Origin of the sequence: Bradyrhizobium sp. CIAT3101, assembly GCF_029714945.1 — a bacterium.
GTDB lineage: Bacteria > Pseudomonadota > Alphaproteobacteria > Rhizobiales > Xanthobacteraceae > Bradyrhizobium.
Map to the genome: position 1 here is coordinate 1,852,469 of NZ_CP121634.1, position 16,062 is coordinate 1,868,530.

At 64.8% G+C, this 16,062-nt stretch carries 16 protein-coding genes; 14 read left to right on the forward strand and 2 right to left on the reverse strand.

Features of this window, described 5'->3' with window-relative positions:
- Positions 1–17: 17 nt before the first annotated feature.
- Entirely contained in the window at positions 18–944 is a 927-nt protein-coding gene (locus tag QA645_RS08580) for a LysR family transcriptional regulator (protein WP_283049581.1), read from the reverse strand.
- Positions 945–1,128: 184 nt separating this feature from the next.
- On the opposite strand from QA645_RS08580, the gene QA645_RS08585 reads away from it, so the two are divergent.
- From QA645_RS08585 to QA645_RS08625, 9 genes are read left to right on the forward strand one after another with little or no spacing between them, the layout of a single operon-like run.
- Positions 1,129–2,052 (forward strand): N-carbamoyl-D-amino-acid hydrolase, encoded by a 924-nt coding sequence (locus tag QA645_RS08585; protein ID WP_283053140.1) that lies wholly within the window; start codon positions 1,129–1,131, stop codon positions 2,050–2,052.
- 32 nt (positions 2,053–2,084) lie between these two features.
- On the forward strand, positions 2,085–2,912 hold the full coding sequence (locus QA645_RS08590; protein WP_254195279.1) for an ABC transporter substrate-binding protein: 828 nt from the start codon (positions 2,085–2,087) through the stop codon (positions 2,910–2,912).
- Positions 2,909–3,766: an amino acid ABC transporter permease gene (locus QA645_RS08595; RefSeq protein ID WP_283049582.1), complete on the forward strand. Its 858-nt coding sequence runs from the start codon at positions 2,909–2,911 to the stop codon at positions 3,764–3,766. The genes QA645_RS08590 and QA645_RS08595 overlap by 4 nt, the downstream gene beginning before the upstream one ends.
- Entirely contained in the window at positions 3,763–4,527 is a 765-nt protein-coding gene (locus QA645_RS08600) for an amino acid ABC transporter ATP-binding protein (RefSeq protein ID WP_254133949.1), read from the forward strand. The genes QA645_RS08595 and QA645_RS08600 overlap by 4 nt, the downstream gene beginning before the upstream one ends.
- A gap of 15 nt (positions 4,528–4,542) precedes the next feature.
- Positions 4,543–5,373, forward strand: a complete 831-nt coding sequence (locus tag QA645_RS08605) for an ABC transporter substrate-binding protein (protein WP_283049584.1) — start codon at positions 4,543–4,545, stop codon at positions 5,371–5,373.
- Positions 5,360–6,244 (forward strand): polysaccharide deacetylase, encoded by an 885-nt coding sequence (locus tag QA645_RS08610; protein WP_283049585.1) that lies wholly within the window; start codon positions 5,360–5,362, stop codon positions 6,242–6,244. The genes QA645_RS08605 and QA645_RS08610 overlap by 14 nt, the downstream gene beginning before the upstream one ends.
- An 8-nt stretch (positions 6,245–6,252) precedes the next feature.
- The gene (locus QA645_RS08615; RefSeq protein ID WP_283049587.1) at positions 6,253–6,909 is read left to right on the forward strand and encodes an aspartate/glutamate racemase family protein; all 657 of its coding nucleotides are present in this window, start codon (positions 6,253–6,255) and stop codon (positions 6,907–6,909) included.
- 20 nt (positions 6,910–6,929) lie between these two features.
- Positions 6,930–8,513 carry an ABC transporter substrate-binding protein gene (locus QA645_RS08620; protein WP_283049588.1) on the forward strand — a complete coding sequence of 528 codons (1,584 nt, stop codon included), beginning with the start codon at positions 6,930–6,932 and terminating at the stop codon, positions 8,511–8,513.
- Positions 8,510–9,883, forward strand: a complete 1,374-nt coding sequence (locus QA645_RS08625) for an amidohydrolase family protein (protein WP_283049589.1) — start codon at positions 8,510–8,512, stop codon at positions 9,881–9,883. Before QA645_RS08620 ends, QA645_RS08625 begins: the two co-directional genes overlap by 4 nt.
- Here QA645_RS08625 and QA645_RS08630 read toward each other — a convergent pair.
- Positions 9,880–10,779, reverse strand: a complete 900-nt coding sequence (locus QA645_RS08630) for a LysR substrate-binding domain-containing protein (RefSeq protein WP_254195272.1) — start codon at positions 10,777–10,779, stop codon at positions 9,880–9,882. The two genes, QA645_RS08625 and QA645_RS08630, sit on opposite strands and share 4 nt — an antisense overlap.
- A 276-nt stretch (positions 10,780–11,055) precedes the next feature.
- Here QA645_RS08630 and QA645_RS08635 point away from each other — a divergent pair, with 276 nt between their 5' ends.
- From QA645_RS08635 to QA645_RS08655, 5 genes are read left to right on the forward strand one after another with little or no spacing between them, the layout of a single operon-like run.
- Positions 11,056–12,087, forward strand: a complete 1,032-nt coding sequence (locus tag QA645_RS08635) for an ABC transporter substrate-binding protein (protein ID WP_283049591.1) — start codon at positions 11,056–11,058, stop codon at positions 12,085–12,087.
- A 27-nt stretch (positions 12,088–12,114) separates the two neighbouring features.
- Positions 12,115–13,155, forward strand: a complete 1,041-nt coding sequence (locus tag QA645_RS08640; protein WP_283049593.1) for an ABC transporter ATP-binding protein — start codon at positions 12,115–12,117, stop codon at positions 13,153–13,155.
- Positions 13,152–14,027, forward strand: coding sequence for an ABC transporter permease (locus QA645_RS08645; RefSeq protein WP_283049594.1), 876 nt, complete (start codon positions 13,152–13,154; stop codon positions 14,025–14,027). The genes QA645_RS08640 and QA645_RS08645 overlap by 4 nt, the downstream gene beginning before the upstream one ends.
- Positions 14,024–14,830: an ABC transporter permease gene (locus QA645_RS08650; protein ID WP_254133939.1), complete on the forward strand. Its 807-nt coding sequence runs from the start codon at positions 14,024–14,026 to the stop codon at positions 14,828–14,830. The genes QA645_RS08645 and QA645_RS08650 overlap by 4 nt, the downstream gene beginning before the upstream one ends.
- Positions 14,831–14,838: 8 nt before the next feature.
- On the forward strand, positions 14,839–16,035 hold the full coding sequence (locus tag QA645_RS08655) for an FAD-dependent oxidoreductase (RefSeq protein WP_283049597.1): 1,197 nt from the start codon (positions 14,839–14,841) through the stop codon (positions 16,033–16,035).
- Positions 16,036–16,062: the final 27 nt, after the last annotated feature.

A 16,062-nucleotide genomic window follows, 5' to 3' on the forward strand; every position in this document is an offset into this window, starting at 1 on the left:
GTCAAAGATTGCGAAGCTCAGTCGCTTCCTGCCCCATGTTGCTGGTGTGGCGCTGTGCGCTCCAACTGCGCACTCTCCTTGCGGATCTCGGCGAGAAACGCCTTGGCCAGACGCGACAGCGGCTCGGCTTCCGACCATAGCATGTAGGCGACCGCGCGCGTCGTCGGCGTGAACGGCCGGACCACGAGGCCGTGGCCACCGTTCTGGCGCGGCGAGAAGGGATCGACCACGGCGGCGCCGACGCCTGCGGCCGCGAGCACGCAGGCCGTATTGCAATAGCGCACCTCGACCGTCGGCTGGAACGACGCGCCGGCGCGCGCAAAGCTGTCGCGCACGGCTTCGCCGAGCCGCGTGCCGCGCTCGAGCCCGATGAAGGGGAGACCGGACAGATCCGCGGCCGAGATCACTGGCTTGTCGGCGAGCGGATGCTGTGGCGGCAGCACGCAGACCATCTCGCCGGTGTGCACCACCTCATGCGCGATGCCGGGATGATGGGTCAGCCCGAGCGCGAAGCCGAGCTCGGCAACGCGGCTGAGCACGCCCTCGATGATGCCCTCATAGCGCCTGACGTCGAAGAACACGCGTGTCTCCGGACGCCGGCGCAGGAAGCCCGATAGCGCGGAGGGAATGATGCTGTAGGCGAGCGGCGGCGTTGCCACGATGGCTAGATGTCCGGCGCGGTTCTCGCGCAGATCGCGGACGCGGTTCTCGAGCTTGGCGTGCAGCGCAAAAATCGCCTCGCTCTCCTTGTAGAGCGCCATGGCTTCCGCGGTCGGAAACAGCCGGTTGTTGACGCGCTCGAACAGCGCAAAGCCCGCCTGCGCCTCCATCGTCTTCAGCGCATTGCTGACCGCGGGCTGCGACAGTGCCAGCTCGTCGGCCGCCGCCACCGTGGTGTGATGGCGGATGACGGCACGCAGGATCTCGAGCTGGCGCAGGTTCATATCACCGCCGATTATACTCTAGGTCAAAACATCATAGCACGATGAATTGCTTTTGCAGCCCTCCTTGCGCCTAATGGTCGCGGATTTGCATGCTGGATCAAAGGGTTCATTCGCCCATTGAGGCAGCATTGCGCACAGATTGGAGGCAGTCTTGGTTCGTGTCCTTCGCGCCGCCGCAGCCCAGATGGGGCCGACGCAGAAAGCCGATACGCGCGAGCATACGCTATCGCGAATGCTTGCCATGCTGGAGGAAGCGGCGAGCCGCGGCGCCAGCCTCGTGGTGTTTCCCGAGCTTGCCTTCACCACCTTCTTCCCGCGCTGGCTCCTGGAGGGCGATGCGCTCGACCACTATTTCGAGCACGGCATGCCGAACCCGGCCGTGGCAAAACTGTTCGATCGTGCGCGTGCGCTGCGCGTCGGTTTCTATGTCGGCTATGCCGAGTTGACCGCCGAAGGACGCCGTTACAATTGCGCCATCCTGGTCGATCGCGACGGCGAGATTCTCGGCCGCTATCGCAAGGTGCATCTGCCGGGCTCGGTCGAGCCGCGCGAGGGCGCGCGCTACCAGCAGCTCGAGAAGCGCTATTTCGAATATGGCGACCTCGGCTTTCCCGCGTTCCGTGCCGGCTCGGCATGGGCACATGCGATCATGGGCATGATGATCTGCAACGATCGACGCTGGCCGGAATCCTGGCGCGTGCTCGGCCTGCAAGGCGTCGAGCTCGTCTGCATCGGTTACAATTCGGCGGCCTATGATCCCAATGGCGGCGCCACGGAAGATGCTTCGCTGCGCACCTTCCATTCGACGCTGGTGACGCAGGCCAATGCCTACATGAACGCGACCTGGGCGATCTCGGTCGCCAAGGCCGGCGACGAGGACGGCTCGGGCCTGATCGGCGGCTCCTGCATCGTCGATCCCAACGGACGCATCGTTGCTCAGGCCGCGACCCTGACCGACGAGGTGATCGTCGCCGATCTGGACCTCGATCTCTGCCGTCAGGGCAAGGACAAGATGTTCAATTTCGCCGCCCACCGGCGGCCTGAGCAATACAGGGTGATCACCGAGCGCGCCGGCGTCATCGAGCCGGCCGTGCTCGACGCGGACTGACGATCTGGCACAGCGCTGGCAAAGGAGCTGACATGATACGCCTCTCGCTTTCTCTCGGTTTCGCAGCGCTGGCTGCCGTGACGTCTGCGCAATCCGCGGAGCTTCCGGCGGAGATCAAGCAGGCGGGCACGCTCAAGCTCACGGTCAATTCCACCTACGCGCCGATGGAATACCGTGATCCCGCCAGCAACGAGCTGGTCGGGCTCGACATCGACCTCGCGAACGAACTCGCCAAGCGGCTCGGTGGCCTCAAGATCGTCTGGAGCGAGACGCCGTTCGCCGAGCTGATTCCGTCGCTCCAGACCAAGCGTGCCGATTTCATCATCTCCGGCATCTCCGATCGTGCCTCGCGACGCGAGAGCGCCGATTTCGTCGATTACCTCACGACCGGCCCGCAGTTCTTCGTGATGGCGGACAGTGCGGCCAAGGATGCGACCGATCTCTGCGGCAAGAAGGTCGGCACCACCCGCAGCACCAGCTTTCCGGTCGAGATCGAGAAGTGGAGCAAGCAGAATTGCGAGGCGGGCGGCAAGCCAGCCATCCAATATGTGCCGGGCGAGAACTCGATCGACGTCCGTAACCAGCTCAAGCAGGGCCGCATCGACGCTGCCGTACAGGGCAGCGAGACGTTGCCTTATGCGCAGACGCAGGAGCCGGGCAAGTACCGCGTCGTCGGCGAGTCCTTCGCGAAGGGCTACCAAGGCATCATGTTCCGCAAGGACGATGCCGCGCTCCGTGAAGTCGTGACGGAGAAACTCACCGTGATGATCGCGGATGGTTCCTACAAGGCAGTTCTCGACAAATGGGGTCTGGGTGCGAATGCGGTCACCCAGCCCATGCTGAACGCGGCACCGCAATGAAGGCGGCCCCGGCACTCGCGGAAGGTTTTCCCGATCTGTCGGGAATGCGGATCGCGCGCGAGCCGCACTGGTTTCGCTGGCTGAGCGCGGCCCTGATCGTCCTGGTGCTGGCGGCGATCGCGCGGGCGTTTGCCAATGGCCAGATCGAATGGTCCTATGTCAGCCGCTTCATCACCGCAAAAGTGATCATCGAGGGCATCGTCAACACCATGGTGATGGCGGTGCTGGCAATGGGACTCGGCATCTTCCTCGGAATCGTCGTTGCGATCATGCGGCTGTCGCCGAATCCGGTGCTGAAGACGGTGGCCGCCGGCTACACCTGGCTGTTCCGCGGCACGCCGCTGATCCTGCAACTGCTGTTGTGGTTCAATCTCGCGCTGGTATTTCCGACCATCGGCATTCCCGGCCTGTGGTCCGCGCGCGCCGTCGACGTCATGACGCCGTTCCTCGCGGCCCTGCTCGGGCTCGGCATCAACCAGGGCGCCTACACTTCCGAAGTCATGCGCGCCGGCATGCTGTCGGTCGACATCGGGCAATATGAGGCAGCGCAGGCGATCGGCATGGGACGGCTGCGCGCGCTGCGCCGGATCATCCTGCCGCAGGCGATGCGCGTCGTGATCCCGCCGCTCGGCAACGAGTTCATCGGCATGGTGAAGGCGACGTCGCTCGCGAGCGTCATCCAGTATCCGGAAGTGCTGCATAACGCCGAAAACATCTATTACGCCAATTCCCGCGTGATCGAGCTGCTGATCGTCGCCGGGCTCTGGTATCTGCTCGTGGTCTCGATCTTGACGCCGCTCCAGATGCTGCTCGAACGCCGTTTTGCACGCGGCACCATGCGGTTGGCGCGATGACAAAACCCCTCGTCGCGATCCGCTCGGTGAGCAAGAGTTTTGGAGAGTTTCAGGCTCTCAAGAACGTCTCGCTCGACGTCTGGCCCGGCGAGGTGATGTGCCTGATCGGCGCCTCCGGCTCCGGCAAAACCACGCTGCTTCGCTGCATCAACCAGCTCGCTGTCATCGATAGCGGCGGCATCTGGCTCGATGGCGAATTGCTTGGCGTGCGCGAGCAAAGCGGGCGGTTGCATCGCCTCAGCGAGAACGAGATCGGGCGGCAGCGGCTGAAGACCGGCATGGTGTTCCAGCGCTTCAATCTGTTTCCGCACAAGACCGCGCTGGAGAACATCACCGAAGGCCCGCTGCAGGTGCAGGGCCGCAAGGCCGACGAGGTCCGCGCCGAGGCGATCGAACTGCTGCGGCGCGTTGGGCTCTCGGCGAAGGCCAATTCGTATCCCGCGCAACTCTCGGGCGGCCAGCAGCAACGCGTCGCGATTGCGCGGGCGCTCGCGATGAAGCCGATGCTGATGCTGTTCGACGAGCCGACCAGCGCGCTCGATCCCGAGCTCGTCGGCGAAGTGCTCGCGGTGATGAAGGAGCTGGCGAAGAGCGGCATGACCATGATGGTGGTGACGCACGAGCTCGGCTTTGCCCGCGAGGTCGCCGACCGCGTCGTCTACATGGACCAGGGCGCGATCGTCGAACAGGGCCGCGCGTCCGAAGTGCTGGGCGCGCCGCGCGAAGAGCGCACCAAGGCATTTCTTTCGGCTGTGATCTGAAATGGGGGCGTATTGATGAAAAGACTTTTTGTTGCGGCGGCGCTTTTCGGTGCCATGAGCGTCTCGGCGCTTGGTACTAAGGCTTGGGCGATCGAGCTGCCGCCTGAAATCGCCAAGCGCGGCAGCCTCAAGGTGGCGCTGGTGCCGAACTATCCGCCGATGGAGTTCCGCGATCCCGCGACCAACGCGCTGTCGGGCTTCGACATCGATCTCGGCGAGGCGCTCGGGCGCAAGCTCGGCGTCAAGATCGAATGGACCGAAACCAGCTTTGCCGAGTTCATGCCGTCGATTTCGACGGGTCGGGTGGACGCCATCCTGTCCGGCTTCACCGACTATGCGAGCCGGCACGACATTGCCTCCTTCGTCGACTATTTGCGTAGCGGCCCAAAATTCTTCGTGCAGCAGTCCCGTGCGTCCGAGTTCAAGGACATGGCTGCACTGTGCGGAAAGAAGGTCGGCGCCAGCCGCCGGACCATGTTTCCGGCCGAGATCGACAAGTGGAGCCAGAAGAACTGCGGCAGCAACCCGATCCAGTTCGTCGGCACGGATGGCTCGGCAGATGCGCGCACGCAGCTCAGGCAGGGCCGCATCGACGCCGCCGTGCAGGGCAACGAGACGCTGCCCTATGTGATGGATCTCGAGCCGGGCACCTATGCCCCGGTCGGCGATCCCTTCGCAACGCAGTTCACCGGCATTGCGCTGCCGGTCAAGGAAAAGGCACTTCAGCAGGCAATGCTGGAGGCGGTCGACGCGCTGATCGCCGACGGCACCTACAAGACCCTGCTTGCCAAGTGGAAACTGACAGACAACGCACTCGAAAAGGCGACCATCAATGCTGGACAGTAAGGCCCTCCAGAGCATTCCGCTCACCCCAGCCAACACCGCGGATCCCGCACCGGAATATCCCTGGCCGAAGCCGTACACATCGGCGATGTTCCTGTCCTTCGACGTCGACGCGGAAAGCGCGTGGACCAGCAAGGACGCCGTGCACGCCCAGCGGCTCATCACCATGAGCTATGGCGGCTACGAGGCGCGCGTCGGCACGCCAAAGCTGCTGGAGCTGCTCGATCAGCTCGATCTCAAGGCGACGTTCTTCGTCACGGGCTGGTCGGTCGATGCGCATCCGGCGATGGCGGAGTCGATCCTCAAGGCCGGCCACGAGATCGGCCATCACGGCTATCATCATCTCCTGCCGGATCCCGGCGATCCCTGGATCGAGGAGGAGCTGGAGCGCGGCTTCGAAGCGCTGAAGCGTCGGCTCGGCGTCAAGCCGACCGGCTATCGGGCGCCATACGGCGAATTCACCGAGGAGCTGCGCGCAGCACTCGTGCGTCACGGCATCGTCTACACGTCCTCGTTCCGCGACGACGTGCGGCCCTATCGGCATCGCCTCGCCGACGGCAAGCCCGGTACGATCGAGCTGCCGGTGACGGCGAGCTATGATGACTGGATGCATGGTCTGTCGGCGCGCTTCAGCCCGCGCTCGATCTTCCCCAAGGAGCACGTGCTCTCGATCTGGAAGGACGAGCTCGACGAAACCAGGGACTGGGGTGCGATGGTGACGACCGTGCTGCATCCGCAATGCAGCGGCCGTCCGATGCGGCTGCGCCTGCTGCGCGAGTTCCTGACCTACGCAAAATCGTGCCCGGACGTCTGGATCACCACCGGCGAGAAGATCGCTGAGAACTTCCTGCGCCACGAGGCCGCCAACCGTTGAGGAGTGCCATGACCCGTCGCCGCATCCTCGTCATCAACCCCAACTCGTCGGCGTCGGTCACGGCGGCGATCGACGAGGCGGTGGCGCCGCTGCGCATCGCCGGCGGGCCCGACATCGAGGTCGTCGGGCTTGCCGAGGGACCGCCAAGCATCAGCTCGCAGCGCGATTCTGACAGCGTCGTGATGCCGCTGGTCAACCGCGTCACGCGCGACGATGCGGATGCCTTCGTGCTCGCCTGCTTCAGCGATCCCGGCCTGCATGCGGTGCGCGAGGCGGCCGGCGGCCGTCCGGTGCTGGGCATCGCCGAATGCGGGATCTTTCGAGCGCTGATGCTGGGCGAACGTTATGGCGTCATTGCGCTGTCGCCATCGAGCATCCGCCGCCAGCAGCGCATGGCGCGGGTGATGGGCGTCGACAGCCGCTATGCCGGAAGCTGGTCGGTCGGTGCAAGCGCGGCGGAAACCGCAGGCGCGGATATCCGCGGCCGGTTGATCGACGCTGGTCGTGCGCTGGTCACGCACTATCGCGCCGATGTCGTGGTGATGGGCTGCGCCGGCATGGCCTCGCATCGCGCGGCGATTGCGGAAGCGATCGGCGTGCCCGTGATCGAACCGGCGCAGCAGGCGGTCGCGGCTGCGATCGGCGCGGTGTTGTTGAATACGTAAGATCTCTGGAGCTTCTTGGAATGCCCATCTCTCGCCGTTCGCTCCTCAAGGCCGCCGCAGCCGTGCCGGCGCTTTCGTTGCCGGGCATCGTCCGTGCCGAATCCCAGAGCACGCTGCGCTTCATTCCCGTGATCGATCTCGCCTTTGTCGATCCGATCTACTCGACCGCGCAGGTGTCGCGAAACCATGGCTTCATGGTCTACGACACGCTCTATGGCATGAGCTCCTCGCTCCAGGTCTCGCCGCAGATGCTGTCGGGCCATGCGATCTCGGGCGACCAGCTGCAGTGGGACCTCAGCTTGCGTGACGGCTTGTTCTGGCACGACGGCGAGCGCGTGCTTGCCCGCGATTGCGTCGCCAGCATTCGCCGCTGGGCGGCGCGCGACGGTTTTGGCGGCGAGCTGATGGAGGCGACTGCCGAATTGTCGGCGGCGGACGATCGCACCATCCGCTTTCGCCTCAAGCGTCCGTTTCCGCTGCTGCCGCAGGCGCTGGGCAAGGCCGCGATCAATCCCTGCTTCATGATGCCGGAGCGGCTGGCGAGCCAGGACCCGTTCAAGCCGTTGACCGACGTCATCGGCAGCGGTCCGTTCCGTTATCTCGCCGACGAGCGCGTGCAGGGCGCCCGCAACGCCTACGCCAAATTCGAGCGCTATCAGTCGCGCACCGACGGCAAGCCGGATTGGACGGCGGGTCCCAAGATCGTGCATTACGACCGCGTGGTCTGGACCACCACGCCCGATGCCGGCACCGGTGTTGCCGCGCTCCAGACCGGCGAGCAGGACTGGCAGGAGACCACGCCGCACGATCTGCTGCCGATCATCAAGGCCGCGGGCGACATCGAGACGCGCATCCTCGATCCCAGAGGCTACGCCTGCATGCTGCGCCTCAATCATTTGCAGCCGCCGTTCGATAATCCGGCCGTCCGCCGTGCCTTGCTCGGCGCCATCGACCAGTCCGCCTTCATGACGGCCGTCGCCGGCACCGATCCGGCGTTCCAGGTCTCGCCGATCGGCTTCTTCGCACCTGATACGCCGATGGCGAGCGACGTTGGCCTCGACGTGTTCCGCGGCCCGCGCAACTACGACAAGGTCAGGGCCGACCTGAAGGCCGCCGGCTACAATGGCGAGAAGATCGTGGTACTGGTCCCCACCAACTCGCTGGCACAGAAGCCGCTCGGCGAGATCGCGGTCGATAGTTTGCGCAAGGCCGGCATGAATGTCGAATATGCCGGGCTCGACTTCGCCGTCGTCTTGCAGCGCCAGTTGAAGAAGGATCCGATCGGGCAGGGCGGCTGGAGCGCGGCGGTCGGTAACTGGCAGGGCATCGACTGGCTCAACCCGGCCGGCAACACCAACATCCGCGGCGAAGGCAAGGTCGCCGGCTGGTATGCGAGCGAGAAGATGGGACCCTTGCGCAGCCAGTGGCTGGCGGCGTCCGAGCTCGCGGAGCAGCGGCGCATCTGCCGCGAGATCCAGGCAGTCGCCTTCGACGAAATCCCCTATATTCCGATCGGCCTGTACAAGCAGCCGACCGCCTATCGCAAAGACATCACCGGCATTCTCGACGGCACCGCCGTCTTCTGGAACGTACGCCCCGCATGAGCACCACGGCAATTTTCGGCAGCTATGTGCTGTCACGCAAGGACGGCGCGCAGGGTGTGCTGCGCGACCATTGGGTCCTGATCGAAGGCAAAAAGATTGCCGCGATCACACGTGACAGGCCGAGCGCGGATCACGTCTACGACCGTCCCGGCCGCTTCGTCCTGCCGGGCCTGCTCAATCTGCACAACCACTGCTTCTCCGAAGCCGTGGCGCGCAGCCATAGCGAGGACGGCAACGGCCGCAAGAACAACCAGAGCATCGTCTATACGGTGCTGCTGCCACTGACCAAGCGCGGCGCCGAGATTCTATCGGCCGAGGAGCGACTGGCGGTCGCGCGGCTCGGTATCCTCCAGCTCCTCAAGGGCGGCGCCACCACGGTGATGGAGCCGTTCCGCAATTCGATCCCCGAGATGTTCGACGCCGCGGAGGAGATGGGCATTCGCTTCTACGGCGCGCCGTATCTGTTTTCTACGTCCGACGCGAAAGCAGGTGCCGACGGCGTAGTCCGCTATTCCGGTGACGACGGCGCTGCCGACATGGCGACATGGGATGCGCTCTATCAGCGCTGGAACGATCGCGGCGACGGCCGCATCAGCCTCGCCATGAGCCCGCACGCCACCGACACCTGCGGCCCCGATCTGCTGAAGGCCTGCGCCACGCGGGCGCGCGAGCTCGGGGTTCCCATCACGACGCACATGGCGCAGAGCCGCGCCGAGGTCGAGACCATCGGCAAGCGCTATGGCGGCCGCACGCCGGCGGAATATCTGGACTGGCTCGGCCTGCTCGCGCCCGATCTGATGGCGGCGCACTGCATGTTCAGCAGCGACGATGATCTGAAGCTGATGGCCGCGCGCGGCATGACTGTCCTCAATTGCCCGCGCGTCTTCGCGCGCGCCGGCGTGACCGCGGCGTTCAGCCGCTTCGCGGAGCACGGCGTGCGCACCGTGGTCGGCACCGACGGCTACAACATGGACCTGCTCGGCGAGCTCAATGCGGCGTCGCTGATCTCAAAGGTGACCTCGCAGCGCGCCGATGTCGCGAACTCGCCGGAACTGATCGAGGCGAATACGGCGGTGGCCGCCGACGTCATCAAGCGACCGGACCTCGGCCGCATCGAGCCAGGCGCCACCGCCGATCTCACCGTCGTCGATCTCACCCATCCGCATCTTCAGCCGCTGTTCGATCCGCGCCGCGCACTGATCGCGCTCGCCAACCGCGCCAACATCGATCAGGTCATGGTCGACGGCCGCATGCTGGTCGATGCGGGCCGCTATCTCGGCGCTGATGAGGCCGCGATCACGGCGGCGGGCACCGCCGCGATCGGCAAGATCTGGGACTTGCCGGAGGCGCAGGCGGCATTCAACGGCTAGCCCTCGAAGTCGACGAGCGATTTGCGCATGGTCTCGACCAGATCGAGCGCGACCGGAGAAGGGCTGCGCTGGGCAGGAAAGACCGCGGAGAACTCAAAATCGATGCGCGGCAGGAAGCGACGCACCACGACGCCCCGGGTGGAGAACTCCTGCGCCGTGAAGGGATCGCAGATCGCAACCCCGAGCCCCGACGACACCATGCCGCACATGATCTCGGATAGCGCGGTCTCCACGCGCAGCACGCGGCGAACATCGTGGCGGTGGAAGAGCTGGTCGACGAGATGCCGGCTCGACGATCCCGCGGACAGCGAGATGAACGTCTCGCCTTCGAAGTCGCGCGGCTCCAGGACTTCCTTCTCCGCGAGGCGGTGACCCGTCGGCAGCACCGCGACGCGGGCCGGCGCGGGCAATTTCATGGTTGGCAGGCCGGAATGCGCGATCGGCACCTCGGCAAAGCCGACGTCGCATTGGTTGTTCAGCACCCAGTCGACCACGATCGGCGAGATCACGCCGAAGAACGCAAGGTTGAGATTTGGCCGTTCCTTCAGGAAGTGACCCGTCAGCCGCGGCAGATAACCGTTCGACAGCGCCGGCAGTGCTGCAATCCGCAGCGAGCCGGTGCGGCGGCCGCGGATTTCCTCGGCTGCGGCGGTGATGCGTTCGAGGCCGACGAAGGACCGCTCCACCTCGGTATAGAGCGCCATTGCTGCGGCGGTCGGCACCAGGCCGGTGCCGCGCCGCTCGAACAGCTCCATTTTCAGCAGCGCCTGGAGGTCGCGCAGCAAGCGGCTGACCGCCGGTTGCGTCACCGTCATCAGCGCCGCCGCCTCGGTGACGCTGCCGGTCAGCATCGTTGCCCGGAAGGCCTCCACCTGCCGCGAATTGATCCGCGCCATCCCGATTTCCATTCATAACATTTAAGCATGCAGAGGGTGCCATTATTCATTGGACGATGGAAGCCGGGGTTTGCGATCTTTTTCATCAGAGCTGGAGACAGCCCGCTTTTTCGGCAGATTGGAGGGGTTCAAACCTCCAAATCGCACCAAATCCGCGAAGCAGGGGCCGGAGCCCTGCTTGAGGGCGGGATCGGTGCGGAAGGAAATGCGGAAGGCGCTTTGGCTAGTGGGACTTGTCGGCACGTCACCTCATCCCGGTATTGGAGATCGGACCACATGAAGACTCTCAGCCTTCTGACTGCGGCCAGCATCGCGGCGCTCATTGCCGCCCCGGCTTCGGCCCAGCAAAAGACGCTCTATGTCGCCGGCTATGGCGGCTCGTTCGAGAAGACGATCCGGGACGAGGTGATCCCGACCTTCGAGAAGGAGAACGGCGTCAAGGTCGAGTATGTCGCCGGCAACTCCACCGACACGTTGGCAAAACTTCAGGCCCAGAAGGGCAATCAGCAGATCGACGTCGCCATCGTCGATGACGGTCCGATGTACCAGGCGATCCAGCTCGGCTTCTGCGGCAAGCTCGACGGCCTGCCGGCGGCCGATCTCTACGACACCGCGCGCTTCAAGGATGATCGCGCCGTCGCGATCGGCATCGTCGCCACCGGCCTGATGTACAACACCAAGGTGTTCGCCGAGAAAGGCTGGGCGCCGCCGACCTCGTGGAATGACCTGAAGGACACGAAATACGCCAAGCAGCTGGTCATTCCGCCGATCAACAACACCTATGGCCTCGAAGCGCTGGTGATGTTGTCGAAGATGAATGGCGGCGGCGAGTCCAACGTGGACTCGGGCTTCAAGATCTTCAAGGAGCAGATCAATCCGAACGTGCTCGCCTATGAGCCGTCGCCGGGCAAGATGACCGAGCTGTTCCAGTCCGGCCAGGCCGTGATCGCGGTGTGGGGCACCGGCCGCGTGCAGAGCTTTGCCAATACCGGCTTCCCCGTCGATTTCGTGTACCCGAAGGAAGGCGCGGCAACGCTGCTGACGACGGCTTGTCCGATCGCGAAGCCCAACGCCTCGCCGCTGGCATCGAGCTTCGTGAAGAAGCTGCTCGATCCAAAAATCCAGCTCGTGATGCTGAAGGACTATGGCTACGGCCCGGTGCTGAAATCGCTGGTGGTGCCGCCGGAGCTCGGCAAGATGGCCCCGATCGGCGAGCGCGCGGCAAAACTCTATAATCCGGACTGGACCACCATCAACGAGAAGCGTGAGGAGTGGACCAAGCGCTGGAACCGCGAGGTCGAGCGCTGATCTGATCGTTCGCAGCGGAGACAGCTCATGGCCTATCTCGAGCTCGATCGGGTCGCCAAACAGTTCGGCGCGCAGACCGTGGTCGATGACTTCAGTCTGGCGGTCGGCAAGGGGGAGTTCATCTCCTTCCTTGGCCCCTCCGGCTGCGGCAAGACCACGACGTTGCAGATGATCGCGGGCTTCCTTGACCCCACGCGCGGCGCAATCCGGCTCGAGGACAAGGACCTGACCGCGATCCATCCGGCCAAGCGCGGGCTCGGCATCGTGTTCCAGAGCTACGCGTTGTTTCCGCACATGACCGCGGCGGAGAACGTCGCCTTCGGCCTCGAGATGCGCAACGCCCCGCGCAACGAGCGAGCCGAGCGCGTTCGCGCCGCGCTCGCGATGGTGGGCCTCGCCGGTTATGAGGATCGCCATCCGCGCCGGATGTCCGGTGGCCAGCAGCAGCGCGTCGCGCTGGCGCGCGCGCTGGTGATCAAGCCGAGCGTGCTGCTGCTCGACGAGCCGCTGTCCAATCTCGATGCCAAGCTACGCGAGGAGATGCAGATCGAGCTGCGCCAGATCCAGCGCACCATCGGCACCACGACGATCCTCGTCACGCATGACCAGAACGAAGCGATGTCGCTGTCCGACCGCATCGTGGTGATGAGCCAGGGCAAGATCGAGCAGATCGGCACGCCGCAGGAAACCTATGAGAAGCCGGCCTCGGCCTTCGTCTCGCAGTTTCTGGGCAAAACCAACGATTTTGCCGGGACCATCGATCGGACTGCGACCCCGGCGCGGTTGGTGGCCGGTTCCTGGAGCGCGCCGGCGCCTGCCGGCTTGAGCGGCCCCGTCACCGTCAGCATTCGCCCCGAACGCATCGGTTTCGGCGATGCCGGCCTCAGCGCAAAGATCGTCACGCGCATCTTCCAGGGCAATCACTGGCTGTTCCAGTGCGGCAGCGAATGCGGCCCGGCGATCGTGATCCGCCAGAATGACGGTCAACCGCAGCCGGCTGAAGGCGAGGCCGTTCGCCTCACCTGGCGGCCGGAGGACATGAGCGTGCGTGCGAGGAGCGTCGCATGAGCGCGGCCGCCGAGGAGCGCAGTGCGCGTGCCCCATGGGCGCTGACGGCGCCCGCCCTGATGCTGTTCGTCGGCGTGCTGCTGATTCCGCTGGCGATGACCGTGATGCTGTCGTTCCACGATTGGGGCCAGTATAAGGGCATCGAGCCGGTCTTCATTCTGAAGAACTGGCAGGAGATCGCGACTGATCCCTATTACGCCGAGATGTTCTGGCGCACATTTCGCATCGCGATCCTGACCACGTTGCTCACCGCTCTGCTCGGCGCGCCCGAAGCCTACATCCTCAACCGGATGAGCGGCCGCTGGAAGAGCTTTTTCCTGCTGGTCATTCTCGGGCCGCTGCTGATCTCCGTGGTGGCGCGCACGCTCGGCTGGGCGCTGCTGTTCGGCGGCAACAACGGCCTCGTCAACAAGCTGCTGATGATGCTCGGTGTAATCCGCTCACCCATTCCCTTCATGTTCACCGAGACCGGCATGGTCGTCGCGCTCGCGCATGTGATGATGCCGTTCATGGTGCTGTCGGTCTGGGCCGCGCTGCAGCGGCTCGATCCACAGATCGAGAATGCGGCGATGTCGCTCGGCGCGGGACCCGTGACCATTATCCGCCGCATCATCATGCCGCAGATCATGCCGGGTGTGCTGTCGGGCGCGATCATCGTGTTCTCGCTCTCGGCCAGCGCCTTTGCGACCCCCGCGATCATCGGCGGCCGCAGGCTGAAGGTCGCGGCGACGCTTGCCTATGACGAATTCCTCAACACGCTGAACTGGCCGCTGGGAGCGGCGGTCGCAACGCTGCTGCTGGTGGCGCTGGTGCTGATCGTGGTCGGCAGCAACGCGCTGATCGAACGCCGCTATGCGGAGGTGTTCCGATGAGACGGAACGGCCCGCTGGCCCTGATCTTCCACACCATCTTCGTCATCGTGATGGTGGCGCCGATCCTGGTGGTCTGCCTCGTCGCCTTCACGCCCGAAGGTTTCCTGTCGCTGCCGACCAACGGCTTCTCGCTGCGTTGGTTCAGGGCGATCGGCAATTATCCCGAGTTCATCCATGCCTTCTGGGTCAGCCTCGGGCTCGGCGCGCTGTCGTCCTTCGTGGCGCTGCTGTTTGCGGTGCCGGCGGCGCTCGCGATCGCGCGCTATCGTTTCCGCGGACGCGATGCGCTGGCGGCGCTGTTCCTGTCGCCGCTGATGATCCCGCATGTCGTGCTTGGCATCGCCTTCCTGCGCTTTTTCACCTCGGCGGGCCTCGGCGGCAGTTTTGCCGCGCTGATCATCGCGCACGTCATCATCGTGTTTCCGTTCGCGCTGCGGCTGACGCTGGCGGCGGCAACCGGCATGGACCGCACGGTCGAGATGGCCGCGGTCTCGCTCGGCGCCGGCGGCTGGACGCTATTCCGCCGCGTGACGTTGCCGCTGATCCTGCCCGGCGTCATCAGCGGCTGGGCGCTCGCCTTCATCCAGTCGTTCGACGATCTCACCATGACCGTCTTTCTCGCAGCACCCGGCACTGAGACGTTGCCCGTGCGCATGTTCCTTTATATCCAGGACAACATCGATCCGCTGGTGACGTCGGTCTCGGCCTGCGTGATCGCTGTGACCATGACCGCCCTCATTCTGCTCGACCGCTTCTACGGGCTCGACCGTGTGCTCGCCGGCAAGGGCGATACGGGACGATAGGAGAATCTATGTCTAAAGCGTTTTCGAGCGAAGTGGACGCCGGTTCGCGTAAAGAAAACGCGTCTAAACAAAAGTCCGACTATGACGTCGCCGTCGTTGGCGGCGGATTGCTCGGCTCCGCCATTGCCTGGGGCCTCGGCCGGCTCGGCAAGAGCGTGGCCGTGCTCGACGAAGGCGACATCACCAAGCGTGCTTCGCGCGCGAATTTTGCGCTGGTCTGGGTTCAGAGCAAGGGCCTCGGCATGCCCGCCTATACGGTGTGGACCGTGCAGGCGTCGCAGGCCTGGGGGCGGCTCGCGTCCGAACTGAAGCAACAGACCGGGCTCGACGTCGCGCTCCAGCAGAACGGCGGCTTTCATCTCACGCTCGGCGAGGACGAATTCGGCCAGCGCACCGAACTGGTCAAGCGCATGCATAACCAGGTCGGCGCGGCCGACTACAAGATGGAGATGCTGTCCGCATCCGAGGTCAGGAAGTCGCTGCCGCTGATCGGTCCCGAAGTCTCGGGCGGCAGCTACTGTCCGCTCGACGGCCATGTCAATTCGCTGCGGACCTTCCGCGCCTTCCACACCGGCTTCAAGGCATTCGGCATCGACTACTTTCCGGAGCAGCCGGTCTCGGCAATCAGCAAGAGTGGCGGCGAATTCCGCCTGGCCACGCCGAAGGGTGAGCTGCGTGCCGCGAAGATTGTGCTTGCCGCCGGCAATGCCAACCAGACGCTGGCGCCGATGGTCGGCCTCTACGCGCCGATGGGGCCGACCCGCGGCCAGATCGTCGTGACCGAGCGCACCATGCCGTTCCTGCCGCATCCGCTGACCACGATCCGCCAGACCGACGAGGGCACGGTGATGATCGGCGACAGCAAGGAGGATGAGCTCGACGATCGCGCGCTGAAACATTCGATCAGCGCTGTCATGACCGATCGTGCGCAGCGGATGTTTCCGCATCTCGCGCGACTGAACGTGGTCAGGAGCTGGGCCGGCATTCGCGTCATGCCGCAGGACGGCTTTCCGATCTACGAGCAGTCGGAGACGCATCCTGGCGCCTTCGTCGCCTGCTGCCATTCGGGCGTGACGCTGGCCTCCAACCATGCCTTCGAGATCGCGCGCATGGTTGCGCAAGGCGCGCTCGAACCGGAACTGGTCGGCGCGTTCTCCGCCAGCCGTTTTGGTAGCGCGGGCGCTGCGAACAACAGCGGCTATTAGAGATAATTGAAGGAGCCAAGAGGCATC